Annotated in this window: 17 protein-coding genes, 1 tRNA gene and 3 pseudogenes; 5 read left to right on the forward strand and 16 right to left on the reverse strand. The window is 54.6% G+C overall.

The features are described 5' to 3' along the window. Positions 1–30: 30 nt before the first annotated feature. A pseudogene (locus tag AO065_RS27955) lies at positions 31–813 on the forward strand (MCP four helix bundle domain-containing protein); the annotation flags it as partial. Positions 814–1,074: 261 nt separating this feature from the next. Further along, positions 1,075–1,671 (forward strand): annotated as a pseudogene (locus tag AO065_RS27960) (methyl-accepting chemotaxis protein); the annotation flags it as partial. Between the two features lie 43 nt (positions 1,672–1,714). Here the strand turns inward: AO065_RS27960 and AO065_RS22145 are convergent. From AO065_RS22145 to AO065_RS22165, 5 genes and pseudogenes are all read right to left on the reverse strand, one after another. Beyond that, a complete protein-coding gene (locus AO065_RS22145) occupies positions 1,715–2,149 on the reverse strand; it encodes a GNAT family N-acetyltransferase (protein WP_004879867.1) in 435 nt (144 codons plus the stop codon). A 94-nt stretch (positions 2,150–2,243) separates the two neighbouring features. After that, positions 2,244–3,440 carry a GGDEF domain-containing protein gene (locus AO065_RS22150; protein WP_004879863.1) on the reverse strand — a complete coding sequence of 399 codons (1,197 nt, stop codon included), beginning with the start codon at positions 3,438–3,440 and terminating at the stop codon, positions 2,244–2,246. Positions 3,441–3,614: 174 nt separating this feature from the next. After that, complete coding sequence (locus tag AO065_RS22155; RefSeq protein ID WP_412778734.1) at positions 3,615–5,312, reverse strand: methyl-accepting chemotaxis protein; 1,698 nt, start codon at positions 5,310–5,312, stop codon at positions 3,615–3,617. Positions 5,313–5,892: 580 nt separating this feature from the next. After that, the gene (locus AO065_RS22160; protein ID WP_004879858.1) at positions 5,893–7,602 is read right to left on the reverse strand and encodes a DUF262 domain-containing protein; all 1,710 of its coding nucleotides are present in this window, start codon (positions 7,600–7,602) and stop codon (positions 5,893–5,895) included. Between the two features lie 1,078 nt (positions 7,603–8,680). Next, a pseudogene (locus tag AO065_RS22165) lies at positions 8,681–8,970 on the reverse strand (hypothetical protein). 336 nt (positions 8,971–9,306) lie between these two features. Between AO065_RS22165 and AO065_RS22170 the strand changes: the two are divergent. From AO065_RS22170 to AO065_RS22180, 3 genes are all read left to right on the forward strand, one after another. Next, a complete protein-coding gene (locus tag AO065_RS22170; RefSeq protein ID WP_004879854.1) occupies positions 9,307–10,722 on the forward strand; it encodes a PIN-like domain-containing protein in 1,416 nt (471 codons plus the stop codon). Positions 10,723–11,322: 600 nt separating this feature from the next. Continuing rightward, positions 11,323–13,053, forward strand: a complete 1,731-nt coding sequence (locus tag AO065_RS22175) for an ATP-dependent nuclease (protein WP_004879852.1) — start codon at positions 11,323–11,325, stop codon at positions 13,051–13,053. Continuing rightward, complete coding sequence (locus tag AO065_RS22180; protein WP_032650413.1) at positions 13,046–14,443, forward strand: UvrD-helicase domain-containing protein; 1,398 nt, start codon at positions 13,046–13,048, stop codon at positions 14,441–14,443. The genes AO065_RS22175 and AO065_RS22180 overlap by 8 nt, the downstream gene beginning before the upstream one ends. Before the next feature lie 305 nt (positions 14,444–14,748). On the opposite strand, the gene AO065_RS22185 is transcribed toward AO065_RS22180, so the two are convergent. From AO065_RS22185 to AO065_RS22240, 11 genes are all read right to left on the reverse strand, one after another. Further along, entirely contained in the window at positions 14,749–15,114 is a 366-nt protein-coding gene (locus AO065_RS22185; protein WP_004879848.1) for a histone-like nucleoid-structuring protein, MvaT/MvaU family, read from the reverse strand. Positions 15,115–15,383: 269 nt separating this feature from the next. Next, positions 15,384–16,274 (reverse strand): coiled-coil domain-containing protein, encoded by an 891-nt coding sequence (locus AO065_RS22195; RefSeq protein ID WP_004879844.1) that lies wholly within the window; start codon positions 16,272–16,274, stop codon positions 15,384–15,386. 93 nt (positions 16,275–16,367) lie between these two features. Beyond that, on the reverse strand, positions 16,368–19,268 hold the full coding sequence (locus AO065_RS22200) for a DUF927 domain-containing protein (protein WP_004879841.1): 2,901 nt from the start codon (positions 19,266–19,268) through the stop codon (positions 16,368–16,370). Beyond that, a complete protein-coding gene (locus tag AO065_RS22205; protein ID WP_003344689.1) occupies positions 19,265–19,546 on the reverse strand; it encodes a DUF3077 domain-containing protein in 282 nt (93 codons plus the stop codon). Before AO065_RS22205 ends, AO065_RS22200 begins: the two co-directional genes overlap by 4 nt. Then, the gene (locus AO065_RS22210; protein ID WP_004879838.1) at positions 19,543–19,824 is read right to left on the reverse strand and encodes a hypothetical protein; all 282 of its coding nucleotides are present in this window, start codon (positions 19,822–19,824) and stop codon (positions 19,543–19,545) included. Before AO065_RS22210 ends, AO065_RS22205 begins: the two co-directional genes overlap by 4 nt. Before the next feature lie 610 nt (positions 19,825–20,434). Further along, on the reverse strand, positions 20,435–21,043 hold the full coding sequence (locus AO065_RS22215; RefSeq protein ID WP_004879835.1) for a hypothetical protein: 609 nt from the start codon (positions 21,041–21,043) through the stop codon (positions 20,435–20,437). After that, complete coding sequence (locus AO065_RS22220; RefSeq protein ID WP_004879834.1) at positions 21,040–21,321, reverse strand: helix-turn-helix transcriptional regulator; 282 nt, start codon at positions 21,319–21,321, stop codon at positions 21,040–21,042. Before AO065_RS22220 ends, AO065_RS22215 begins: the two co-directional genes overlap by 4 nt. 90 nt (positions 21,322–21,411) lie before the next feature. Continuing rightward, a complete protein-coding gene (locus AO065_RS22225; protein WP_032650435.1) occupies positions 21,412–22,257 on the reverse strand; it encodes a hypothetical protein in 846 nt (281 codons plus the stop codon). A 271-nt stretch (positions 22,258–22,528) separates the two neighbouring features. Next, on the reverse strand, positions 22,529–23,770 hold the full coding sequence (locus AO065_RS22230; protein WP_004879830.1) for a tyrosine-type recombinase/integrase: 1,242 nt from the start codon (positions 23,768–23,770) through the stop codon (positions 22,529–22,531). A 165-nt stretch (positions 23,771–23,935) separates the two neighbouring features. Continuing rightward, positions 23,936–24,012: transfer RNA gene (locus AO065_RS22235), tRNA-Met, on the reverse strand. A gap of 118 nt (positions 24,013–24,130) precedes the next feature. Beyond that, positions 24,131–25,261 carry a J domain-containing protein gene (locus tag AO065_RS22240; RefSeq protein WP_004879827.1) on the reverse strand — a complete coding sequence of 377 codons (1,131 nt, stop codon included), beginning with the start codon at positions 25,259–25,261 and terminating at the stop codon, positions 24,131–24,133. Positions 25,262–25,558: the final 297 nt, after the last annotated feature.

Genomic DNA, 25,558 nt, shown 5'->3' on the forward strand with positions numbered 1-25,558 from the left:
CCCCCAGCTTTCTCGACCAAGGATCTTGTCATGAACTGGTTCTACAACGCCAAACTGTCCACCAAGCTGTTCATCTCGTTTGCACTCTGTGCGCTCATCACGCTCGTGGTAGGCATCATCGGCAGTCAGGGCATCGGCGACCTTTCGAACAGCCTCAAACTCACGTTTTCCAATAACCTGGTGTCGGTTGGCAAGACCAGTGAAACCAAGGCCAATGCCATCGCGCAGAACCGTGACCTCTATCGCCTGCTGTCGACAGTGGCCGCCAACGCGCCTCAAAGCGTCAAGGATCAGGTCGTCACGAACTTGCGTGAAAACCGTGCTCAGGCGGAAAAAGCGTATGCAGCCTATCGAACCACGCCACTGGAAGATGATGAGCGCGCCGCTGGTGATCTGATGGACAAGGACTGGCCTGCCTATCAGGCGGCGATTGATCGAGCCGTCAGCGTGGCACTGGCTGGCGATGTTGGTGCGGCAAGAACGCTGGTGGACGGAGAGGTTCGCGACATCTACCTCAAGATCATGAACGAACTGAACATCATGGTGGACTCCAATTCCCGGCAAACGGGCGAGGGCGCAGTCGCTGCCGGCAAGACCGAGTCTGCTGCCAAGCTCAATCTGTACATCGGCATTGGCATGGCGTTCCTGGCCGCCTTCCTGCTCGGCCTGTTCATCAGCCGCGTGATCAGCCGGCCGATTGCGTCCGCTCTGGTCAATGCCCAGCGTATTGCCGGTGGCGACCTGACCCAGCCGATTGTCAGTCTGCATCGTGATGAAGCCGGACTGATGCTGTCCGCGCTCGGCGACATGCAAAACAGCCTCAAGAACACCATCGGGCAAATTTCCAGTGCTGCCGATCAGCTTGCCTCGGCCGCCGAGGAACTGAACGCAGTCACAGAAGAAAGCAGCCGAGGCCTGACACGTCAGAATGACGAGATTCAACTGGCGGCTACCGCTGTCACGGAAATGACCGCAGCGGTCGAGGAAGTGGCGCGCAATGCCATCTCCACCTCCGATGCGTCGAAGTTGACCAGCACCGAGGCGGCGACCGGTCGCGATCAGGCACGCGAAGCGGTGAACGCGATCAACACGGTGAGCACCGAGATCAGCAGTTCAACTGCAATGGTCGAAGAGCTGGCTGGGCGTGTGCGCGAAATCGGTCAGGTGCTGGACGTGATTCGCGGCATCGCCGAGCAGACCAACCTGCTGGCCCTCAACGCGGCCATCGAAGCCGCCCGTGCCGGCGAACAGGGTCGTGGTTTTGCCGTGGTGGCTGATGAAGTGCGTGCCCTTGCGGCCCGTACTCAGGCATCCACCGGCGAGATCGAAGCGATGATTGGCAGCGTACAGAGCAGCGCCGATCAGGCCGTTCGTGCGATGGGCAACAGTCGTACGCTGGCCAGCAACACTCAGTCACTGGCCCAGGCCACAGGCCAATCGCTGGAGCGCATCGCTCAGAGCATCGCTGAAATCAACGACCGCAACATGTTGATCGCTACCGCGTCGGAAGAACAATCCCACGTTGCGCGCGAAGTGGATCGCAACCTTATCAACATTCAGGACCTGTCCACCCAGACCGCTGCGGGCGCCAACCAGACCAGTGCATCGAGCCAGGAACTGTCGCGACTGGCGATTTCGTTCAACAACCTGGTGGGCAAGTTCAAGGTCTGATCCTCGAACGCGGGGGCAGCGTTTCACGACGCTGCCCCGTCCTTCAAACGGCTTGAACGTCCAGGCGCTTCTGAAAGAAGAAGCGCTTGTGGCCGGGCGGGTAGTCTTCTATCTGCCCGAACTCGCTGAAGCCGTGACTGCGATAAAAGTCCGGTGCCTGGAAGTCGAAGGTGTCCAGCCACATCCCGACGCAGCCTTTCTCCATGGCCAGCTCTTCGGCCATCTGCATCAGGCGCGAGCCTGTTCCCTGACCTCGGGTCTGTTCGGGAACGACCAGCAGTTCAATGAATAGCCAGCGATAAAAGAGGCGGGCATGCAAACCGCCGATGATGTCGCCTTTTTCATCTCGCACGAGTAACGCGATCTTTTCCGATTGCCCGTCACCGGCCTGTTCAGCGTTGTAGCGCCTCAAAGGCTCGAGAATGGCCAGGCGATCTTCTTCCGTAGGATCGTTTTTGACTTCGATATGCACGCCCATGCGCTGACTCCCGTCCGTTGATCTCAAACCGGCAGAGTAGAGCGGCGGTCAGCCGGGGTAAAGCACAGAAGGCGCGTACGCCTGCGCTTGAGGGTCAGGCTGAGCGGATACAGTTACGACCGGCATGTTTGGCTGCGTACAGCGCAACGTCGGCGGCATTGATCAGTTGGTCGGCCGTGGCCAGAGGCGCTACGGCCGCGGCGACACCGAGGCTGATGGTGACCAGTGCGCCTTCGCCCTGAGCCGGGTGCGGCAACTTGAGCGTCGCCAGTGCAGCTTTCATGATTTCGGCGAGTGCCTTGGCCTGGCTGACGTCGGTGTTGACCATCAGGATCAGAATCTCTTCGCCGCCATACCGAAACGCCACGGCGCCATGTTGCTGGGCATTCTGCTGGATGACCTGGCTCATCAACTTCAGACAACTGTCGCCTTGAGGGTGGCCATAGTTGTCGTTGTAGGATTTGAAGTGATCGATATCCATCAGGATGAAGGCGACGTTTGTGGGCGTCTCTCGGGAGCGTTCCCAGATGGAGCTCACCAGCTCGTCCAGATACCGACGATTGAACAGCCGTGTCAGCGCATCGGTACGCGCAACTTCCATCAACTGGATATGCAGCAGCCGTCCGCGCAGCGCGAACAGGTAGCTCAGCCGTGCGCCTCGCTCCAGAAAGTACGAAGACATCAGCAGCAGTGCAACGGTGGACACGAATAGCAGGGCATTGGCCTGCCAGGTCAGGAAATCCGCAAAATCAGCCAGATAGGTCGTCACCAATTGAATGCCCAGCATGCTTAGCGTTGCCAAGGTGGCGTAGCGAAACGGCAATTGCTGAATCATGGTGCAGTAGACCATCACCAGCAGCATCCCCAACTGGTAATGGAGCTGGTGCGGACTCTCGCTGTAGGTCATGACTACCATCGGCAGCAGTGAGGACAGCACAGTGCCGACCGCTGCGGTTGTTTCCAGCGCACGACGAGACGTCATGCGCTGGATCAGCAACAGCAGGCCGATGAACATTGGAGTGATCACGCACAATCGGCCGATCGCGACGTAGAAAAACATGTCGCGCAACATCAGCCAGTCGCTGAGCAGGTACAGGTTGTAGATCAGACCGCCGCCGATGCCGACCGCCGTGATGAACCGACGCCGTTGGTGCAGGGTGTCTGCTTCGTAGCGTCGTTCGAGTTCACGGCTGAACCGCAGCGCGCCCACTCCGCAGGCAATGGTTCGCTCAACTTCGGCAAGGGTCTGCGAGTCTTCCTGGGTCGGGCGATCAAGGGCGGGAGTGAGCATGTGGCACCGGGTTCATCACATCGAATCCATTAGGACAGCGCTCGAGATGTCTTAGTGCCACCATTCGTGGCGTGGGGTGCAGATATATAAATAAATGCTCGTACCAGTGAGTCCTTGGGCTGGCGACGTTCTGACGTCAGCCCAGGCTCATGTGTTACGTCACAGCATAAACCATCAGGCTCCGCCCACTTTGAAAATGGCAACCTTTTGTGCAAGTCGATCTGCGAGCTGTTCCAGCTCCCTGCTGGCCGACGCGACCTGCAGGGATCCGCTGGCGGACTTGACGGTCGAGTCGTGAATACGGGTGATGTTGACCGCGACGTCTTCGGCTACGGCGCTCTGCTGGACCGCCGCGCTGGCGATCTGAGCGTTCATGCTATTGATGGCACCCACTTCCTGACTGATCCTCGTCAGGGCGCTCTGGGCATCGCGAGTCTGCGAAACCGTCTGGGTCACCCGCTCACAGCAGTCACGCATGGTGAGTGCGGCGGCTTGGGTTCCGCTCTGTAAGCGACCGATCATCTCGCGAATTTCCTGAGTCGATTCCTGAGTGCGAGTCGCCAGCGAGCGCACCTCATCGGCCACGACCGCAAAGCCTCGTCCATGCTCTCCGGCGCGGGCGGCTTCAATGGCGGCGTTCAAGGCCAGCAGGTTGGTCTGCGAAGCGATGGAGTTGATCACCTCGATGACCGTCTCGATCTGCTCGCTGTCCTTGGAGACCTGCTCGACCGTTGTGGTGGTCTGCCCCAGCGTCACGGCCAGCTCTTCGATTGCCTGAGTGGTGCCCGCAACCAGACGATTGCCGCTCTCGACCTCGTTGTCGGCTTCACGAGTGGCGTTTGCGGCTCTGGAGGCATAGCTGGACACCTCACTCACCGACGTCGCCATTTGCTTGATCGCCGTCGCAACCTGTTCGGCCTCACGGGTCTGCAGGCTGATGTGATCGTTATTGCGTGTGGAGGTTGCCGAGAGCTGGCTGGAGGAATGATTCACCTCCTGTGCCGCCTTGCGTACCTGGGTAATGGTGTCAGCCAGTCGATCGAGCGCGGTTTTCAAGACACCCATGACGCTGTCGGGGTAATCAGTGACAATGGTCTGCTGCAGGTCGCCCGCAGCCAGCCGCCGGATCGCCTCGGCGACCTCGACAGGTTCTGCGCCCAGCGTGGATTTCACGAAACGAATAATCACGGTCGCCATAATGATGCTCAGCAGCAAGGCCGCACCGGTCGCCAGCAGCATCAGACCGGAAAACCGGCTGGCGGTGGTCTGCACCTCATTGAGCTGAGCCTTGATGGTGGCTTCTTCGTAATCGATCAACGCATTGATGCGTTTCAACCATTCGCTGTAGTCGCCGGAAGCGCGACTCAGCAACAACGCCTGAGCGCCCGCAATGTCGCCAGTCCGGCGCAAGTCGACCACCGCTTTGCTGGACGCGAGGGTCTTCACTTCGATTTCCTTGATGGCGCGCAGCAGCTCCTTCTCTTCACGCGTCACCCCGGCATGACCGATCAACTGGTCCATGGGCTGCGCAGAGTCGGTATAGGCCTGCTCCAGACTCGCCACCTCGGCCAGATGAAACCCCAGATCCCGGTCGTTATTTACCAGCACCGCATCGCGCACGGCAATCGCCCGGTTATGGACACTGCCCCGGAAATTGATGGCGTAACGCTGAACCTTTGCCGCGTTGTCACTGACATCCTGCAGCGTGGAATCGATGACGCCCACACGCTGCATGCCGACGGCTGTGATCAGGACGAGCAGCGACACGATAGCGGCAAAGCCGAGACCGATACGGGTAGCAAGGCGGACGGGTGTTTTCATGATCAGGGCTCGGATTTTCGGGAGGTTCAAGTGGTGATGGCGATGGGGCATCACTTGAGAGTTGCGACCATACGTGAGGGGAGGGGGTGGGACTATTAAGAATATGTAACCTGATCGTTAGCTTTTAGCTATTGAACGTTTTCTGTCGATAGTCGAGCGAGCGATGTTTATCAGAATTCAGATCGTGATCGGGCAGGCATAAGGAGAGAATAAGCGGGGGACGAGCAGCGGGCTTCAAGGACACCCAGAAACAAGAAAGCCCGCACGAGGCGGGCTTCTTGTTGAACTTGGTGGTACACAGTCATTTGAACTCGAATATTATGTTGTTGTTTTTAATGCATATTTTTCTATGCTTTGAGATTTGGCATACACACTGGCATACACGAAGCTGGTCCCTGAGCGGGCCAACGTAAGGCAGCGAGCGTCACAAAGACATGACTTTTTCCCAGGTCCTCTGTTTACCGATGGCTTGGAGTCATCCGCAATCATCGTTAAGACCATGTGGTCGCGTAAGGCGTAGTTCTGCCACAGCACGGCGAAGCCCGTCGACCCGTCACGCAGTCGTACGTTCCTATGAAAAATCAGGCGCCGCTGGTCCTGTCTCCTGAATCCATTTCTGCCATCGTCCACGCTATTGAACATCGGGCCATTCCTCGACAGCCCAACTTGCAAACGCTTTGGCCCTTTTTAAGATCTGCGATTTATCCCAGGACTTCACGGCTGCTGCAGTCTGAGTGATTTTCCAGTTAGATCCTTTAATAAAACTCTTTTTGCTGATCCAATCCTGATCTTTCACGCGGCCATTTTGCCCTTTCGTGAGCGGTACGAGGTTGCCAATGGTATGCAGAAGAGCCTTGTGTTCCTCCTTCGTAAATGTGAGTGCCCATTCTTTAGTGAGGTTTTGTGGAAGAACGTGCTCGACAGTGAAATCATCAGTCGCGTTGTCATAGCCGTTTTCGAGGTTGAAATGAATTTCTCTTTGAGTAAGCAAGTATTTAGTTATTTTTCTTGAGTACATATCTCCAGTGCTAAGCGTTTCTGTGATGGTTTGGTTGTTAGGGCACCGGATGGTGCCTGTAACAATCTTCTCCTTCAGTTTGACAGGGTCAGCCCCTGCTTTGACCCATAAGCCTTTAAAGACGGCGTGTAGCCCAGTTGGTTCCAAGCCGACAATAGCTCGACGCACAAGGAAGGACTCTACTATTTGTAGGCACTTTAACGTATCAGCTTTACCGGCAAGTCCGTTTCTAAATGCATTCAAGAGCTCGATTATGTAGGGCCAAGTGACCGTCGTCTTCGGCATCAGACTGAATCTGCGCACTCGCTCCCCGACATCAATATGTATATTTTTTAACGGATTATATTTGACTAATGCGCAATATAGATCTGCATATATATCCATATCGGAAACGATTATATTTGGTTTGGTTCCAATCCATGCCTTTTGTAATTCTGGAAATGCACGAGATTTAGACACGTGTCCTTTGAATTTTATAAATGAGTAGATGGTTATGAACTGGTCGAAAGAGTTGGTCGGAAATGCTTTCTCGAATGGCTTCCATGTTGTCTCGTAAAATCTGTCGAGCGCATCTTTGCAATTATCAGGCACCCTGGATATCACTTCGTTTCGCACTAGGTCAGAAAGAGAGAGCTTTACGCCCTCGTAGTTTAGCTTTGAGAAAACAGTATTGGCGTCGTCAGTAGCCTCTAGCGTGACCTGGATAAAAACTATCTTGTTCAGCAAGCTCTCTTGAAATGGTTCAATTTTTTTTGTTAACAGTCTTCCCTTGTCGCTGAAAAAGACTTCGGCAAAATGGTTCTTTATATTTTCCCACTGCTGGCTTATTCCATTGCGGCTTGAGTGCTCATCAATGCTTTCTCCTTTAAGGCTCCATTCAATGCAGGGTATATCTTCCTGAAGTATGTCGAACAGCTGTCTACGGTCTTGCACTGTTGGAAGTAGTTTAGGCATTCCTGCATACTTCCCTGCAGAAAATGAAAGATATGTCTGGGCAAGGGTTAGGGCTTCTTCATCTTTTCCACCTTGCAAATAAGACCATGCCAAACCGCAAATCAGCATGTAGATAGTCGTCAGGCGCTGCTGTCCGTCAATCATTAGGTATTCGTTAGGGGACTGATTACCACCCTTCTTGCCAAAGTCTTGTACCACAGTTGCACCGATAAACTGTTCGAGATTGCCATCCCCGGCTGTCTCTATGTCTTCTAGTAATGCCTGCAGTGGTTCATTTCCCCAAACGTAATATCTTTGATACACCGGCGCTGAGTATCGTACTGATCCATCAAATGTATCGTGAACATTAATCTTTTCTGGTGTTTTCATTTTATTTTACTCTAGGACTTTAGCGCAGCTAAAGCACTTAGGCTCATTAGGAAGACTACATTAGGGGAGTGCACAGCGCAGCGGCAATCCGGGGAGGTTGGGCTTTTCCTAGCCATTGCAACAGTCCTTTATGCACGAGGGGGATCGAGAGTACCGCGGCTAGCAAATGAAAGCCAACCGCATTGGTATCCGCTTAAAGCTTCTGGATCATGAGCCCGAACGCCATCAGACTTTCAGTGGCAGCTGTGTATCTGCAATTAGGCGAGTATCGGACGGGAACGCCCTTAGGATAGTTCGTGGGTGTTCCGAGAGCCCGTCGCGGAAGCTTTCTAAATGGATCGCCGCATTGGCACAGATGTCATCGTGGCAAAAATCGTTACCGTTTCTGCAATGGTGGTCTGAAACAGTCAGTATTTTGAGGTAGTACACTCATGAGTCGACGGTTAACCTGGTTCACCGGTTCACTAAGCCTCACGCTTTCCGGCTAACAAAGACACGCGGGTTTCCTACCCCGTATGCAGCGGAAGTCCTCAGGGTCCCCCGGCTTATGCCGGATTCCATTCGCTGATGGGGCTCACTTCATAGGGGGGCGGGGGCAAGGCCACTCAAATGCGGTGTAACTGGTGTTTCAGGTGTGGCGGAAAAGCTTAACTACATGAAAAATAAGAATAAAATAGCCGTAACACTTCGCCGTGAGTTTCTATGTATGTGATGTAACAATACGGAACTGTGTAACGCTGTCGCTGCCTCTGTGCCCTACGGGCAATGGGCCGCTATCGATCAGAAGCAGGCGTCAAAGAGGCAGTCTGCGCAGATCCCGTGGCGTAGCCAGCTTCAGTAAATCTCGACTTGGAACGTGCGGATCACGGCTGTCTTGGCAAACCGCCCGACCGGCGTGAGGCTTGCCTTGGTACGCAATGCCTCACGGCGCGAGCGTACCGGGAGCCAGCGACTACCAACGCCTGCGATGCGGATGGCCAACGTCCACGCCTCGCTATGACGGCTGACCAGCGCGTCGCTTACAGAGCCGCCCTAGGGCGTGACGCGCAGAGCTTTTTCAGAATACCACGCGGCATGATCAAGCCAGCGCCCGCAAGCGGGTGGTGAACTCACTCACCTGGTCAGACGACAGACACCAGCTCACCGAAGGTTTCCAGGTGCTGAATCATGGCTTCGTGACTGCCGGGCTGACGAACCAGGATGCGGCGGCAGGTGGTCTCAATGATCAGCCGGGCCATGTGCGGATTCTCGACGGCCGAGGCGTCAAAGGCCAGCGCGATCAAGGACGCCAGTTCGGGCAGTTCGGGGGGCCGTGTCCTGCAGTGCCCTCAAGGCGTTCACTTGCCGGGCAGTGATGGGTAACGACACGAGTACCTCCTGGAGTTCGTTGGGTTAAAACCACATGCGAGGGCAATGGTAGACCACACACGCCGACGCCATCGGTTGCAAAAAAGCCCACCGAGGTGGGCTTTGCTGTGGGGGCCGATTGAACGTAGGGCGCGATATGAGTAATTAAGAATGCTGCCGGGCTCAAGGCGGATTCCTCCGACTAAGGAAAGGCAACATTTGAAATGAAACGGCCGGCGGTGAACACGAAATCGGTACACAATGACCATTCATTTGTATGTCACTAACGACGATTTCTTGATACCTTGCGGCGATTGATGGGGATTTTACACCCTGAAATAAAAAGGACGAAAAGTGATGGAAGAAAAAAAACAAATTAGAAGCTTACTTAAGACTCACAGGGATCTTGACGAAGAAGAGTTCGACAACATGTGGGAGCGTGCTGTTTTCATTTTCGATGCAAACGTTTTACTTGACTTATACAGACTGCCTCAATCTGCAAAAAACGAGTTACTGAGTGTGCTTCAAAACCCAGAAATAAAAAACAGAATATGGATTAGCTTTCAGGGTTTGCTCGAGTTTCTAAATAATCGACATGACATAATCGGCGACCAAAAAAACAAATTTGAAATGGTGCGAAGCAAACTTCAGGAAGCAATAAATGGTTATAATGGAGTATTCAATACGCTGACAACCGAGCTAGCAAAGCTAAAACTTCGCCAGAGACACTCCCTCATAGATCCAGAACAATTCATATCGGCAGAAAACATAAAGTCCGGTATTAATTTTGTAAATGAATTTTTGGAAAATCTAAATGAACTAGAGGAAAAGCAAAGCGACGTCCATCATAAAGATGATACAAAGGAGCATGTTTTAGACCTATTCGACGGGAAGGTAGGACATGGTTTCAGCAGAGAAGAAATTAGAAAAATTTATGATGAAGGTGAGGAGCGATACAAGAACGATATCCCACCTGGTTACAAGGATAAGAAAAAGACTGATTTTTATACTGTTCTTGACATCGAGTACAAATGCAAATTCGGAGACTTATTATTCTGGTATGAAGTGATCCGAAAAGCTCAAGCAGAAAAGCTTGAGTGCATTATTTTAGTCACCGGCGACCTGAAAGAAGATTGGTGGCTAGAGAAGAGAGGTAAAAAGCTGGGGCCGCGTAAAGAGCTACTTAATGAAATTTATACAAAGGCACCAGATTTAAGATCCTTCCACATGTATGACACCTCAAACTTTCTAAGACGGGTAGGTGAACGTTTCACATTTAACGTCAGTGAATCCACAATTTCCGAGACGGAAAACCTTCTAGCGACAGAACGTAACGAGTTTGATAGCACCGAGTGGACAAATATCGCCGATGTCTTCGACATAATAACCTCTGATCAAAAAGAACTCGCAATCACCCGAGACACTAGCTTCCCAAATCTCCCTACTGTGAACGTTTCATTTTTTACTATATTTAATGTGATATTTGAAATAATAGACAATGTGAAAAAGCACGCTAGCACAAAGATACTATCTGTAAGCTCCCGCTTTTACAAAGGCTATCTAACGATTCGTTTCTCCAACCCTTACTCAGGAAAAAGCGTCTCCTCAATGGAGTATTACCGAGCTGCCGCAGTCAATGCTCGACATGAAGGAGGTACAGGATTGGTCATGATCACCTCACAGCTTTCTGATGAAGGCATAGATGTCCAGACCTCATGTGAAGATGATGTATTTTCGGTGGAGTTTTTTATACCGCTATCAAAACTTTCATAACTCACAAATTGATTTCGCAGTAGTGACTTTGATATGTGCTCTTATTAATACTGCCGAGTTGACAGTCGCTGATTTCTATTTCGCGCACTGACTGCAACTGGACGTAGGCGGCACCGATCGGGATCGACCCAGGTCGGCTGCCGTCCCAGACCACGTAATAACTGCCACACACCTCACGCAGGGTGGCGCCTTAAGACATATTGTACGTAATAAGAAAAATCTGTAACTGACTGATCTATAGGTTAAAAGCATCTTCCTTGTAATCAGATGCTCTCGAGTTAGATTTTTGATGCAGAACGGATCTATATCACGTAGTAATCCCGAAAAGGTGAGCCTCTCCTCGGACCGATTGGGTTGATGCACTGGACAGCAAACGGCCAATCTTCCTGCCGCGAGCGGCCGCTTTCGGTCGGGTCCGGTTTATCAACCTGCTTCGATTCACCAAAGCGGCCCTTTGCGAAAGGCGTCAATAGGCCGTCAGCAGACGTCGGCGCAAGGCTGCTAACGGCAAGGGAGTATCTAGTCAACGCTATGCTCGGTAGTATCAGAGTGACATGAAGACCTTCAGTGCTTAGCCTCACCTAAAAAAGGGATTTTTCGATGCAGATTCGCCAACTTAGTATTCGTCATTTTCGGGGCGTGGCTGCACTCGATTGGTCGCCGAAAAAATCCTTTTGTTGCCTGATTGGCTCCGGCGACTCTGGTAAATCAACCATCCTCGATGCCATTGAGGCTACCTTGTCTTCACGATGGTTCACTTTCAGCGAGCCAGATTTCCATCGCTGTGATACGGCTACGACCATTGTTATTGAGGTAACCGTCGGAGAGCTTTCACGCCAATTGAAGTCAGACGAGCGGTTTGGGCTTTATGCGAGGGGGTGGAGTACAGATGGTCAACTACATGACGAACCTGAAGATGATGACGAGGCTGTGCTAACGGTTCGGTTGACCGTCGATTCAACATTAGAACCGGTCTGGGAGCTGGTATGCGAGCGATTAGAGCAGCCCAGGACGCTATCCAATAGAGATCGAATGCTATTCGGTTTGGTCCGCCTGTCTGGTGAGGACTCACGTCATCTGGCTTGGGGCCAAGGGTCGGTCCTGTCTCGGCTTACAGGTGACACGTCGGGAGCGGCATCTCGCTTAGCTCAGGCATATAAAGCAGCGAGAGACAGCGCCAATCTTGATCAGATTGAATCTCTGACGCACGCTGCCAGCCAGGCGGAAGCATTTGCTAGAAGTCTAGGCGCTTACATCAACGACACCTATGAGCCAGGTCTAGAACTTGGACGATCTGGCATGTCGGCTGGCTCAATTGCGCTCCACGATAACGGAATTCCTTTGCGGCTCGCTGGCTTAGGAACGCGTAGGCTTGCAACGCTGGCCATCCAAAAATCAGCCGTTCCAGAAGGGGCCATTATCCTTATTGATGAAATCGAGCACGGCCTTGAACCTCACCGCATTATTGGTGCGATTGCACAGCTGAAAGCTGACCAGCGAACTGCCGCAGAGGCGGGTCGCTCCCTTGGCCAGATACTGATGACAACTCACTCGGATGTTGCGCTAGGAGAGGCATCCGCTACTAGCCTACATGTATGCCAGCTCAGCGCTCGGGACCGCGTACTAATGGTAGTCCCTCCTGTTTCCCCTGATGCTATTCAGGCCCTCATGAGGCACACACCTCGCGCACTATTTGCTAGGAAGATTCTTGTTACTGAAGGGATGACAGAAGTTGGGCTGCTGCTCGGAATTCGAGAGTTCTGGCCTGATAGACATGATCTAAAGCCAATTGAGCAGCTTGGCTCTGCCATTGCAAATGGCAATGGCGCAGAAGCCGTTTCGTTAACTGTTGCTCTGGTAGGGCTAGGCTACAGAGTCGCGTTGTTCCGTGACTCAGATGTGCCTCTCACAGCTGAAGAAATGGCTCGCCTCAATGCTGTAGAGGTGCAGGTATTTGAGTACGGAAACTTGCTAAATACAGAACAAGCCATTTTCTATGATGCCTCTGCGCTGCAGGTTCAGCGGCTGCTTGATCATGCCCGAGGAGAACGGGGCGTCGACCCGATCAATGACAGCATTTTTCCTGCAATTGGCGATATGGATCGATTAACAGTCGCGGAGGATTTTGCAACTTGGGAATTGGTGCATACAGCTCTCAATGACCAGCAGCTTCGGGCGCGCCTAGCAGAAGTGGCTAGTCGTAAGAAGTGGTTTAAAGACGCTCGTATCAGCAGAGATATCGCTCCAATTGTTTGGTCTATTGCTGACGGTAATCGAGCCTCACCGCTTGCGATTGCACTTGCGCAGGTAGAGGGGTGGTTGTATGCCTGATCCTTACGAACTTTTAGCGCTTGGTAACGCAGCAGTTGTTGCGCCTGCTGGCCATGGCAAAACCGAGATCATCACCAGCATTGCAGCGCTTGGGCGGCGCGCTCTTATTTTGACTCATACTCATGCAGGGGTTCACGCCATACGCGCTCGGCTGAAGCGTCACGGAGTGTCTCTTCGCTCGGTAGCTGTCGATACCATAGCGGGGTGGTGTATGCGCTATGCTCACTCATTTCCTAGCGTCGCCCGTCCGCCTGATGGAACACCAAGAAATGGTGCAGAGTGGGATCAACTGTATCGAGGATTGATCCAGGCACTAGATGTGACGGCAATCCACGACGTTATAGCCGCATCCTATGACCGCATTCTCATTGATGAATACCAAGATTGCGGGCAACTCCAACATCAACTGTCCGTGGCTTTGTCTAGATGCGTTCCCACGACGATTTTTGGGGACCCGATGCAAGGGATTTTCGAGTTCGCAGGCGCAAATCTGCAGTGGGCAGGTGAGGTCCATCAGGACTTCCCCCTTGCAGGGACGCTGGAAATTCCTTACCGCTGGGCGGGAAGGAATCCGGCTCTAGGCGAGTGGATTGCTGAAGTGCGTGAGCAACTAATACGCGGCCATCAGATTGATCTTGCGGACCCCCGTATAAGGTATCGCGAGTCAGGTGATGCTTTTGATATGGGAACTCTCTTCGATGGAATTGATGGTCGAGAAGGTAGCTTTGCAGCAATTCACTGTAATAAAACGATTTGCTATCGTTTAGCCAGCGCAGCCAATGGGGGCTATCAGGCAATCGAAGAGGTTGCAGCAAACCGACTTGGACAACTCGCCGGAGAGTGGGACCGCGCAGCCGATGGGGAGCAGCGAAAGCAGTCCCTTCAAAGCTTGTTGAATGACTGCTTTCATAAGCGTCGGCTTGCGGATGGCGAGATAGATGGCCCTGAGGCTCTTGCAACAATGACCGCAATTCGAGAGCTGGTCCCTTCCCTTGGAGAAGGGAGCGGCGCTGAGCAAGCGTTACAAATACTTAATCTTTGCAGGCGGCACCTCCGATGGAAACTTTATCGTTCAGAGCTCTGGAGGGATGCGGAGCGAGCGTTTGGAGAACTGGCGTCATTACGTGTCGAATCGATGGCTGAGGCTGTTGACAATACTAGACAGCGCGCTAGTCTTGTTGGGCGACGTATGCCAACGAGAACGGTTTCGACCCCTCTGCTGCTAAAGGGCTTAGAATTTGATCATGTGGTAGTTCCTGATGCCTCTCACTTTCTTCGTGAAAGGAATGCTCAGGCGAAGCTATTTTACGTTGCTATTTCCCGTGCAACCCATTCTCTAACTATATCCTCCCCAGATCGGTTCATCAGATTCCCAGTGCCCGTCATATGAGTTGTATGTGGTGTTGCGGGGGCAACTGAGGGCACCTACTAATGCTCGGTTCATAGTTCTGTCGATTTTCGAATATCTGGCACCTTTTGCTCGGTGTTTAGACGAGCCACAACCGGGTACTGACTAAAGCAGTGATACCGATGACGGACAGCTATTGACCGAAAGCGGCCTTCCAGTTTTGCTGTAAAAATTCACGACTGTGCAGGTCGTTTGTAACTGCGGCTTGGAGTTTTCTAGTGAGTTGGTGGGCTTTAGGCCCGCAGTAAAAAGGGCCCTACTGGGCCCTATTTCAGGTGACGCTAGTTTTACTTCTTCAGCCATCCTTCAACAACGTCTGTACCGTATTCTGCTTTCCAAGCTTTCAGTGCCTTGTGATTCCCGCCTTTGGTCTCGATCACTTCACCTGTGTGCGGGTTCTTGTACACCTTAAGGTCGCGTGGTTTGCGTGTGCCTGTCGGTTTTTCGGAGCCCGAGCGGCGTACCGGACTCGGTGGGTCCAGCAGTTTGATGATGTGCTTCAGGCTGAAACCGTACTGTTCAAGAAGCTTGCGCAGCTTCGTTTCGAACTCGATTTCTTTCTTGAGCCTCTCATCGCCCTTCATGGTTTCCAGCGCCTGGAGCTGCTCAGCGAGGTGCTTTTCCAGTTGGCGGTACTCAGCAAGTTTGGACATTATCTTTCCCTGTTTTTTATTGCGTGTGGTTGTTCAGATTGAATGCATCGTTCGCAAGTTCAGCCTATTTCCGACGTGTCAGCTGGCTCTCAAGGTGAGCCAGTTCCGCTTTGATTGCCTTGATGGTCAGTGCTTGGATCTGAATGGTTCTGGCCGGGGCCGCGTTGATGGTTTTCAACAGGGTCTCCAAATGAGCTTTCCGGGCTTTGATCGTGTCAGACCAACTCGCGGCGTTCTGAGGTCGCTTGGTCATTGTCATTACTCTGTCGTTAGGCCAGGTGGCTCGTCTGTTCAGCCTGTTGACGTGCTGGGGTGTCGTCGAGCTGAAGCAGATCCTGCGCGCCGTAGTTGCGCGCTCGGTCGGATAATTCATGCCACGTCCAGTTCCCGACGGTTTCGCCTTCCTGCGGAACCGCCAGTTTCAACAGGCTCACCTGATCAAGTCCGAGCAGGTTGTAATTCGCCCAGAGCCTTCCCCCCACTTCAAACAATGCCCTAGCGGCCTCGTTCCATTTCTCTTCAAGCACCGTCTGAGAGAGCCACAGGGCGTCGCGTTCGATGCCCTTGTGCTTTTCCTGTGCTTCGACGATGTATTGATCTACGGTCGCCAGCTCCTGCTTGAGGGCAGATATGATCAGGCCCTGCCGACGATCATGCTCGGCGGCGGTTGCCAGGTTTTTTGCGGCTTTTTGTGCATCGGCATTTGCGGTCTTTTCGGCTTCGGTGTCGCCCCATGCCACAGCCTGTGCATACGCAGTAGCTGCGTCCGTTTCAGCCTGCCGGGCTTTGGCCATGTCCTCAACCGCCTGCTGTTGAATCTGTTCCAAGCGACTGCTGAGGCTCTGACGTTTGGCATTCAGCTCCTGCTCATCCGTCTTCCAGTTATTCATTGCCTCGATGTAACCCGCCATCAGGGAATCGCTATTGGCGAGGGTCTCGCGGCGATTGATCTTCCGATCCAACAGGTCAGCTTCATGCCTGCGCGCATCGAAACGCGTTTTCAGCTCGTTGTACTTATCGCGCAGTTCGCGCTCCTGGGCAGGCTCGATGGACTGCTCATTTTCCAGCGCGGCTTCAAAAGGCAGCATCTGGGTATGCAACTGTTCAGCCTCTTTCAGCAGTTGATCGCGGCGGTCTTTCAGTTCTTGGATCTCGTTCATGTGTCTGGTCTCTGTTCAATTCGATTGGGAGTTGGTTGAGTGGCTGGCGAGGCCGGGAATCAGCCGGCGCTACCTCGATCAGCAGGGATGCACTCAGGCAGCCCGAGCCTCGCTTTCAGCCAATCCCGGAATCGTCTTCACGATGTAGCAGCGTTGCGTGCCAAGTCCGGGCAAGCGCACCAGACTCGATGCCTTTCCATCGTTCCCCGGCTCAATGACGCCGCGCTGCAGCAGCTCCTTGTTCACCGCATTGATGTTCATGCCCCGGAATATCTCCGAGCGCCATGATTCGGGGAGCACGTAATACGTGTTGGTGGTGTGCAGGGAATCGCCCAGACCGTGTTCCATCGTCTTGCGAAAGCCCAGCCGGTCGATGGTGCGCGGACCGTGTTCGTCGATCTTTGCCGCTGCCGATTCCCAGCGGGTAAATCGGCTCTCGCCGAAGCGCTCAATGACCTGGCGCAGTCGCGCCACGATTGCGTCACCCTCGAAGTTACCGACGCCGCCACGCTCGTTCATCCATGCGTTGAGGCACACCCGAGCTGCGGTGGTAGCGGTGCCATCGGGCCAGCCTGTTATCCCCATCGCGGTGGCCAACTCACCCGCTGCAGCGGCGAGGCCAAAGCGAGCCGCGGCGCGGTGAGCTTGTCCGCTTGCCGATGCGGGTAACGATTGAGCGATAAAGCCTTCCAGCGTGCGGCGCAGGATGGCGGACCAAGCGTGGCGTTTGTCGGGCTCACACAGCGCTGTGAGAAAGGCGGTGAGCGGTGTGCCGTAATATTTCGCAACTCGTGCTTTGAGTGCGTCGGACAGTGCTGCCGCATCATCGAAACCGTTCAATGAGTCGAACATGCCCAAGCCTTTGCTGGCATCGGCTGGAACGGCGAGCATGCGTACTTCCATGCCCGCTTTCAGTTCCTTGTTCGCTTCGGCCATGTGCTGGGCCAACGTCTTCTCGCCGGTGGAGAGGAACAGCAAACGCCACTCCTGCACCTGTCGGCCTGCCTGGCCTCGATCATTGGCCCGTGCCTTGCCGGTGCCGTTGCCCAGCATGTACACCGTCTCGCCGATGATGCGTGGATCGCACATGCCAATCTCGTCCAGCACCAGCAGGCCGTCGGAATGCGCGGCGGCGATGGATTCCAGTGCGTTGTCGGTCGAGCGCCACGAACGCACCAGGCGCGGTCCACCGTAGATCGAGGCGGCGACCTGCAGGTGCGTGGTCTTGCCGCCTGAGCTATCGCCATACAGGTGAAAGCCGCCCGACTCATGACCCAGCATGTGCAGCAATGGACCCGCGAAAGCCACGCCGACCACAAACGCCAGGCGATGGTTTCCCACGCACAACGCGCCGATCTGCTCTTGCCATTGCTCAAGCGTGCCCGCTTCGCTGATCGGCGGCAGTTGAGATCCTGCTTCGTAGAAATGCAGGTGCTCGCTGTGGATGCCGACCTGTTGTTCCGGTAGGAGAAAGGCGCTGTCGTGCCAGCCCAGGCGAGTGACCAGTCGTGCCCGCTGTGCGCTGTCGAAACCGCCGAGGTAGCTCTGCAGGTCGTTGCGTGCATTGCGCCCTGATCGACTGCCAGCCAGACGCAGGCCCATGTCCACCAATGGGCCGAGTACGTCCTTGCCAAAGTCGCCGGTCATGGTGCGCGCCGGAATGTTCCAGCGCTTCTTGGCCCCGTCGGGGTCGTCGAACTCCACGAGCAGGCCCCAGTTGTGGCCTTTGTCATCGCGGGTGCGGGCGAGGATCTCCAGAGGCGAACACACCGGGCGCGCTTCGCCGTCGTCGCCCGCGTAAAACACACCTTCGGGTGTCAGACGAAAGCCACCAGGCATCAGGTCGTTTTTCGGTTTCGCAGGGCGCTTGGCCGTTGGCTTCGTCTTCGCTTTCGGAGCGGGTTCAGGCTCTTCCGATTTGGAAGGTTCTTCTACCGAACCGAACAGCTCGCCACTGCGCTCCAGCTCGGCGAAATGGGCAGCTGTCCAGCCTTTGGCAGGAGCGTCGGCGGCATCATCGCCGTTGTCCCATTGGCCACCTTTGGCGAACTCGGCGCGGTCGTTTTTCATTGTGGGTTTGCGCTTAAACACCTCCAGCGCGATGAACCTCACTGAGCCTGCGCCGATCTCGCGCAGCTTGTGGGCGACGGCGTCCATGCAGGCTGCGCCGCTGTCGTCGTTGTCTGGCCACAACAGCACGTCGCGGCCTTTGAGCGGTGTCAGGTCTGCTTTATGCCAAGAGTTCGAACCGTTCGGCCAGCAGGTGGCCACGTGGCTCGGCATCAAATCAGCCGCTGCGTCAGCTGCCTTTTCGCCCTCGCACAAGACCACCGGCGCATCGGCACGAAGCGCCAATTCATCCAGGCGCAGAAGCGGTCGGGGCTCGGGCAGTCCTTGCCAGCGCCATTGGGTCGTTTCGCCGTCGCTGCGTTTGCACCAGGTCAGCGGCGCAAAGACCTTCTTCGGTTTGCCGTCCTCATCGGGGCCGAGGTCGAAACGGTACAACGCCATGAGCGGCTGGCCCTTGTCATCGCGATAAATCCAGACCTTGGACGGTGCGCCGTGCTGCCGGTGTTTAACCGGGCACTTGTTCATCGCCTCGGCCGGGATCGGCGCAATGGCGATCCACTCGGGCGCTTTGCTTTTGGCCGGTGCGGGCTTGGCGGGCGCTGAGTCCGCAGTTACGCCGAGCAGGTCCGCCAGTTTGTTACAGGCCTCGACGTCGGTGCCGCCGTCGATGTAGCGCACCAGGTCGATCAAATCGCCGCCCTTGTCGCCGGTCGCGAAGTCAGACCAGGTGCCTTTGCTGATACTGATTTTCAGAGAGCCCGCACGCTTGTCCGTTCGGGTGGGGTTAGGTGCGGTGTACTCTTTGCCGCCGTCCACTCGCTTCCCGTTCGGGAGCCAGTGAGCAAGGACTTTGTCGATGTTGCGAAGCGCAGCAGATTTCACCTGTGCGAACGAAGGGCGCTTTTTCGTGCTGGAGGCGCTCATGGGCGATCCTCCGTTGGAAACTGCAGGCTGGTGGTCACGTCATCAATGATGGCCTTGACCATATCGCCCAGGTAATGGGCAGCCCATGCCGCGCTGCTGTCGTCGTTCATGCCCGCTTGGAGCGTCAGTTTGTTGATGCAATCAGTCAGCACGGAGGCGTGTTCTAACGCCTCTTCACAGGAAACGCCTGCATTGACGCTAAACAGCGGTTGGTTTCGGGCGTTGTATTTGGCAAAGGCGGTGTGCCCGGTGGTGTTGCCTTGGAAAGACGTACTCACAGGCCACCCCCTTGCGCAGGACCGCGGACCAGGTCGTCTGCGTGAAGCGCCAGGGTTCGTATCAAACCTAGCGTACCGCGCACGTCCCAGAGGGCGGCGGCGATGATGTGATTTGCCAGGCTGGGCCCATCGTTTTCGAACTGGTCTTCAAGCAGCAACAGCACCGAGCTGGCGCGGTCGACGGCGCAGGTGATGGCGTCGATGGGAATACCGGCATCGGCTGTCGGATTAACACAGAGCAGGTCTTCGGGCAGGCAAAAACTCAGGGCGTTGTTCATTGGGCACCCCCTGCGGTTTCGAGGGCGCGTGCTTTGGTCATGTGAGCGTTGTAGCGGGCAAGGCGTGTAGCGAGGCTGGAATGGGCGTGTAAAGCGGCGAGAGCCATTGCGCGATGGGCAGCGGCGCGATTTTTGAACGGATTGAGACTGGGCATCTGGCAAAACTCCTATTGTTGAGGAGCTGCCACGGTTCGCCGTCAAACGAATTAGGGTGGCAGCTGTGTGTAGGTTGACGGACCGGGACAATAGGAACCCGGCAGACCCGAAGGTCTCCCACACACAGCCGCCATAAAACAGGAAAGCTGGCACAAAAAAAGCGCCTGCAATCGTAATGGGGGCGCCTGTGCGCCTATTGTTCATCGGGCCGTCAAACCCGGTCGCTGATTTTGCAGCGACGGCCAGAGAATAACGTCCGGTTTTGGGATGTGCAACTGTTTGAGCGACTTGCACTCGCGCTCGATGCGAAATACATTTGACGTGCATGTAGATTTACCTCAACGCCTCCGGTTGCCCCCGGAGGCGTTTTCGTTTGTGCGTGCGCCGAATCTGTGACGTGATAGCCCGGCGTTCTGGTTCCAGATCGGGGCCAGCAGATCGGGACGGGGAGGGCTCAAGCCGCCTTCGTTTCGGTGTCAAATAGCGGGGCGGGGACTTCGCCTTTCAGCCAGGCGAGAATTTTTCGATCTTCGTTACATCGGCGGCGGTGCATGACCGTCAGGTAGTCACGACGCTCGGCAATGCTCTGCTCGATGTAAGTCGCCCGGTCGTCTTGCAGACGCATTTCACTGTGTAGCTTTTCGCTGTTGCCCTGTTCGGTGGCGAGATCGGTGGCCACGTAGTCCTGCCAAAACTTCGACTCATTGGCGAAGCCGCCAGACTGGTCGACCAGCCAGTAAGTCACCCAGTCATTGAGGCCGACCGTTCGCAATGCCTTACGGCGACCTTCCTTCATCGCGAAATGGCCAGTCCCATGCACGCTGGCGAACTCGCGGCGGATCGCATGCTTGCGAATCCACTCAGGCACGTTCCAAGGGTTGGGTCTGAGAGGAAGAGCCAGGCCGTCTGCATTGAAAAAGATCGCTTCCTGTTCCAGGCCATTCCAACTGACGCCCGCAATGGTGCGACTCTTCCAGTTGAGCTCGTCCGGTCTGTAGAGCTGAAACCCAATGCTGTAGGAATCGATGAAAGGTCCGTCACCTTTTGAGATGCGATTGTTCATGCGGCCACCTGATCGCGAGCAGCGATGCGGCTGCGTGCCCAGGCTTGAACTTCGGAAAGCACCCAGGCGACAGGCGCGCCCCTTGCTGTGCTGTTGCTGAGCTTGACGGGCTGTGGAAAGCAGGAGGCGGGCTGCTGCATGAGCTTGTAAATGGTTGAACGCTTCATGCCCACGATTCCCTCAACTTCGCGCATGCGAATCAAAGTTGAGGCAGCGTCGAACAACAGGGGAGCGTTGGCAGGTGTTTCGCGAGGGAACTCGGTTACAGAGGTACGCATAGAGACAGCTCTCGATAGATTTGGACTGACGAGAGCAATGATCTAGGCGAGGGGGTTTAGCGGGCAGTTCACTTCCATTTGAAATTCTGGCTACAGCAGGTTGTGTTGCTTGAGAATCTCTTCAATCCTCTTACGTGTCAGCGGTTTCGACATTTCGAGAGTGGCCCATTCAGGACGCTCACTTTCCGGCTTGGTAACTTCTCTCTCAAACCAGCGATGCACAGTTGTCGTGACATAGCGACGCGACATGCCATTTTTCAGCAATCCCAGCGCATAGTTGACGATAGCTCTGTCACGCTCACGCATTTCGATTTTCCGATCTTTCCCGCTGAGTATTCCGCCTTTTCGTCGAACCGCCGCCTTGATGGCCGCAGCTACCAAAGGAGTCAATTCGTCGTTGCGTAAGCTCGCCAGGTTCGTGATCGGCTCAAGGAATAGCGTATACAGATCAAGGGCGTTGATCCGGTCATCTGTGCTCGCTTGCGATGACACGTACTCGCAGTAGAAATCCCAAGGCCAGTCCGGCACCTTGAATGCCGGAGGGAAGGCATCTTGCTCGGCTGAGCGCATCCATTCACTTAGAGCCTCAAGTGCCTTCGCAGCGCAGGCCATTACATAGGCTGCGTGAGCTTGGTTATCTGTGGCGGAATCGCACCCAGTGAAATGACGAACCCAGTGGGCTACACGGGAGGACGCATCAGTCGAAGCGTACTGGAAAATTTGTTCTTCATGCTTGGTTGTGCGGATACACAAGGTGTCCAGGTCGCTATCGAAATCACCTGTTTGGATTCGTAAGCAGCATTTATCGATCAAGTTGCAGGCATCGATAATTTGCTCATCGCAGAGACTGTACAGTGGCTGAGCGGATAGATAGCTGATCAGACTCGCCGTTGGTTTTGGCAGGGCATCGAGTTTTTGAACATGGTCTAACACCATGAGACCTGAAACTACGTCCATATCCCACGCCCTTTATTTGCGCAGATTAGCCAGCGAGCAACGCGCTCTGTACGGCTCAGGAGGCGGCAGGCCACCAGCGGCAACGGGTCCCCGGTCGTGTTACACGATTCAGCCACGTTACACACCGGGCGTAACTCTGATGCGATAAGTGTAACTCGAAATAAATACAATGAATTCAAATGGTTATGATCTATCGTTACACCTGAAACACGAGTTACACCGGTTTTGAGGGGGGTGTGGGATTGGTGAGTCATACGGCTTTTCCAAAATGTCCTTGCACCACGTTGCCTGTTGCGAGTCCATCAAGATGGTCGGCGTACCACTGCATCATTACAGCCCGTTGCTCTAGGTATTGAGCTTTGTTGTAAACGCCTCGTACGCCAGGCGCTTTGTGGCTCAGTTGAGACTCCACATGATCTGCGGGAAATCCGTGCTCATTGAGGATCGTGCTTGCGATATGTCGGAAGCCGTGTCCTGTCTGTCGGCCTTCGTATCCGAGACGTCTTAAGGCCATCAGGAAGACAGTATCGCTTCGGGGTTTGGTACGGTCGCTTCGGCCTGGAAATAGAAGAGTGTATAACCCGGTGATTACGTAAAGTTGCTTGAGCACGTCGATTGCCTGACGACTCAGCGGGACCAGATGCTCACGTCCCTTTTTGCGACCTTTTCGCTCAATGGGAACTGTCCATATTTTTTTGGCTAAGTCGAACTCGGACCACGTAGCCTCTCGAAGCTCGCTAGGCCGCACGGCAAGCAATGTCAGAAGCTGTAGGCCAAGCTGAACGTCCTTTGCATGAGGATATGAGCTTATTGCCCTGAGCAAGGCGGGAAGCTCATCAGGTGGAACGTGTGCATAATTTTCAGCTTTGCCAGAAGAGAGGAATTTGTGAACCCCTTCCAGTGGATTGTTCACGGCCCTGCCTGTTACGCGAGCCAGGTCATAGACGTCTTTGCAATAAGCCCTTACCCGGCTCATCTGCTCAAGAATTCCCTGCTTCTCAAGCCCTCTCAGCAGGTCCATCCATTCCATCGACATGATCGAGATAAAAGGTCGCTTACCGAAAGATGGAAAAACGTGGCGCTCCAATGCGCCCATGACTCTTTTCGCTGTTCCTGCATCCCAGCTACTCATTCTGGATGCGTGCCACTCTCGTGCCATAGCCTCGAAGGTGTCGTTCGCAGCTTCAACATCAGCAGCCTTGCGGGCTTTTTTTGAGACGATGGGGTTCTTCCCTTCGGATGCATCTGCTCGGAGCTCGCTCGCCTTCTGGCGTGCGAGGGCACCGCTGACTTCGGGGTATCCCCCTAGTCCAAGCCACGACCATTTGCCGTCAGGTTTTTTGTAGCGCAGCTCCCATGATTTTTGGCCATTTGGCTTGACCCTAAAGTAGAGACCAGAGCTATCGAGCTCTCTATACGCTCCAGCCTCGGGCTCTAGGCCTGCAAGGGTGGTGTCTGCGAGAGGGCGGCGTTTAATGTCTGCGCGTTTCATCCATGTATGCCTCAGTTCAATTAATATTGAAGCATACACGTGGGCATACACGGCAGGGAAGGATAGGCGTAGACAGGGGTGGACAGCCAGACACAAGAAAGCCCGCACTGGGCGGGCTTCTTGGGGTGATTCATAGACTGCTGTGGACATCTATGGATCGGTACTTGGTGGCTACACAGGGACTTGAACCCCGGACCCCAGCATTATGAATGCTATGCTCTAACCAACTGAGCTATGTAGCCAAGTGGCGCGCATTATTCGCGCAGAACGGATATGTGTCAAGCGTCTGTGTGAAAAATAATTGCGTACGATCAACCGGTTAGGTGGCGGCTTTCTACTGGAGCCCTTTTTTCGGGGGTCTCAGCGGTACAGATCCCGGAATGGATCGGGCTCGTTCAAGTCCATGAATTCGTCAAAGTCGTCGTAGTCCAACGCCAGGTCCCGTTGGAGCTTCAGCCAGGCCTTCAGGCTTTTCGGCTCGGTGAGCAGGGTCAGCTCATCACGCAGATGCCCGACGTGATCACGGACGACGTCAACACGCTTTGTGCACTTGGCAATCACGGTCTTGGGTCGGATGTCCGTATCGGGTTCCATCAGGAATCGTTCTCTGATCATCATCTTGCGGTCGTGAATCTCATCCTCGAGTTCGGTCAACTGGTCGCGCAGTATCAGGTTGAATTGCTTGAGGCGCTTCTCGGAGATGTTGTCGATGTGTTCCTGATCGATCTGCTCGATTTCCATTTGCATCTGAAGCAGCGCGAGCAGATCGTTACGGGCGTAGGCGTCGTTGACTCTTTGCATGAGTGCCGTCTTGCGGTCTCGCTCGGTGGCATCCTGTTCGCGATCCGGATGCAGCGCGCTGGCCAGCTTGCGATAGATTTCGCGCACCGACTGGCTGCTCTCCGCCTGTTCCTGTTCGCGACGGATGTCGCTGGCGGACGGCTTTCTGGGTTCCTGATTGACTTGTGCGGCTTCGTCCTGAGCTTTGAAGTGTTCACCGAAAAGGTGGATGACGTCTTCTGGCGAATTCAGATCAACATCGTCCCCCAGATCCACTCCCAGTTTTTCCTCCAGTGACGCGCGCAACATCTCGGCGGCCTCGCGTTCATCATCGTCGTAATCGTTACCGGTGTACTTGAAGTACAGCTGTTTCAATTCCTCCTCACGCCCTTGAGCCATGAGTCCTGTGATGAGTTCGAAGATGATCTCTTGCAGTGTGGCGCGGTCTTTCTTGCTCAAACGGAACTGATCATGCGCCTGGTCAAGCAGGCGCAGTCGATCCAAGTCATTTTCTTCCTGCTGGATGAACAGCGGAAGCAGCTCGGCGTTCCAGATCTGCTCGGAAGTGGTCCAGACTTCAAGCCACTGCTGAAGCAACGTACGCTTGGTTTCGAGCTTCTCCATCAGCGCATTGAATTTCTTCTGCTCTTTGCTCAACTGGGGCCTGGACGGCTGCGCGACGACGCGTGGCGAAGAGAAAGGAGCGGTCATGGTGAGGCCTCCCTGGATAGGCGATTGGGTGGGCCGAGCCTTCGGCTGTTTGGGGCGAAGTTTACTTTTTCAGGCGCTTTTTCAGAATGAATAATTTGTGGATATAGGCACCCTTGGGCGCCGTGGACTCGGTCCGGTTCTTGCTTGAAGGAGGGATGAAACGCCAATTACGCGGCTTTTCGCCACAAAAAAGAATAGGCATCCGCGCTTTTCGTACCAATGTGAAGCGATGTGTATCGCCATTGAATCAATAGCATGGCATTTTGCTGCTATCGTTTTTTCGAAAAAGACACCGCT

Source organism: Pseudomonas viridiflava, assembly GCF_001642795.1.
GTDB classification, from domain to species: domain Bacteria; phylum Pseudomonadota; class Gammaproteobacteria; order Pseudomonadales; family Pseudomonadaceae; genus Aquipseudomonas; species Aquipseudomonas viridiflava.

Coding starts and splice junctions, on each gene's coding strand:
- AO065_RS22180 (WP_032650413.1), top strand. CDS start 13,046: ATGCCTGATCCTTACGAACTTTTAGCGCTTGGTAACGCAGCAGTTGTT.
- AO065_RS22160 (WP_004879858.1), bottom strand. CDS start 7,602: ATGAAAACACCAGAAAAGATTAATGTTCACGATACATTTGATGGATCA.
- AO065_RS22220 (WP_004879834.1), bottom strand. CDS start 21,321: ATGCGTACCTCTGTAACCGAGTTCCCTCGCGAAACACCTGCCAACGCT.
- AO065_RS22175 (WP_004879852.1), top strand. CDS start 11,323: ATGCAGATTCGCCAACTTAGTATTCGTCATTTTCGGGGCGTGGCTGCA.
- AO065_RS22240 (WP_004879827.1), bottom strand. CDS start 25,261: ATGACCGCTCCTTTCTCTTCGCCACGCGTCGTCGCGCAGCCGTCCAGG.
- AO065_RS22200 (WP_004879841.1), bottom strand. CDS start 19,268: ATGAGCGCCTCCAGCACGAAAAAGCGCCCTTCGTTCGCACAGGTGAAA.
- AO065_RS22150 (WP_004879863.1), bottom strand. CDS start 3,440: ATGCTCACTCCCGCCCTTGATCGCCCGACCCAGGAAGACTCGCAGACC.
- AO065_RS22155 (WP_412778734.1), bottom strand. CDS start 5,312: ATGCCCCATCGCCATCACCACTTGAACCTCCCGAAAATCCGAGCCCTG.
- AO065_RS22170 (WP_004879854.1), top strand. CDS start 9,307: ATGGAAGAAAAAAAACAAATTAGAAGCTTACTTAAGACTCACAGGGAT.
- AO065_RS22195 (WP_004879844.1), bottom strand. CDS start 16,274: ATGAACGAGATCCAAGAACTGAAAGACCGCCGCGATCAACTGCTGAAA.
- AO065_RS22210 (WP_004879838.1), bottom strand. CDS start 19,824: ATGAACAACGCCCTGAGTTTTTGCCTGCCCGAAGACCTGCTCTGTGTT.
- AO065_RS22185 (WP_004879848.1), bottom strand. CDS start 15,114: ATGTCCAAACTTGCTGAGTACCGCCAACTGGAAAAGCACCTCGCTGAG.
- AO065_RS22145 (WP_004879867.1), bottom strand. CDS start 2,149: ATGGGCGTGCATATCGAAGTCAAAAACGATCCTACGGAAGAAGATCGC.
- AO065_RS22215 (WP_004879835.1), bottom strand. CDS start 21,043: ATGAACAATCGCATCTCAAAAGGTGACGGACCTTTCATCGATTCCTAC.
- AO065_RS22225 (WP_032650435.1), bottom strand. CDS start 22,257: ATGGTGTTAGACCATGTTCAAAAACTCGATGCCCTGCCAAAACCAACG.
- AO065_RS22230 (WP_004879830.1), bottom strand. CDS start 23,770: ATGAAACGCGCAGACATTAAACGCCGCCCTCTCGCAGACACCACCCTT.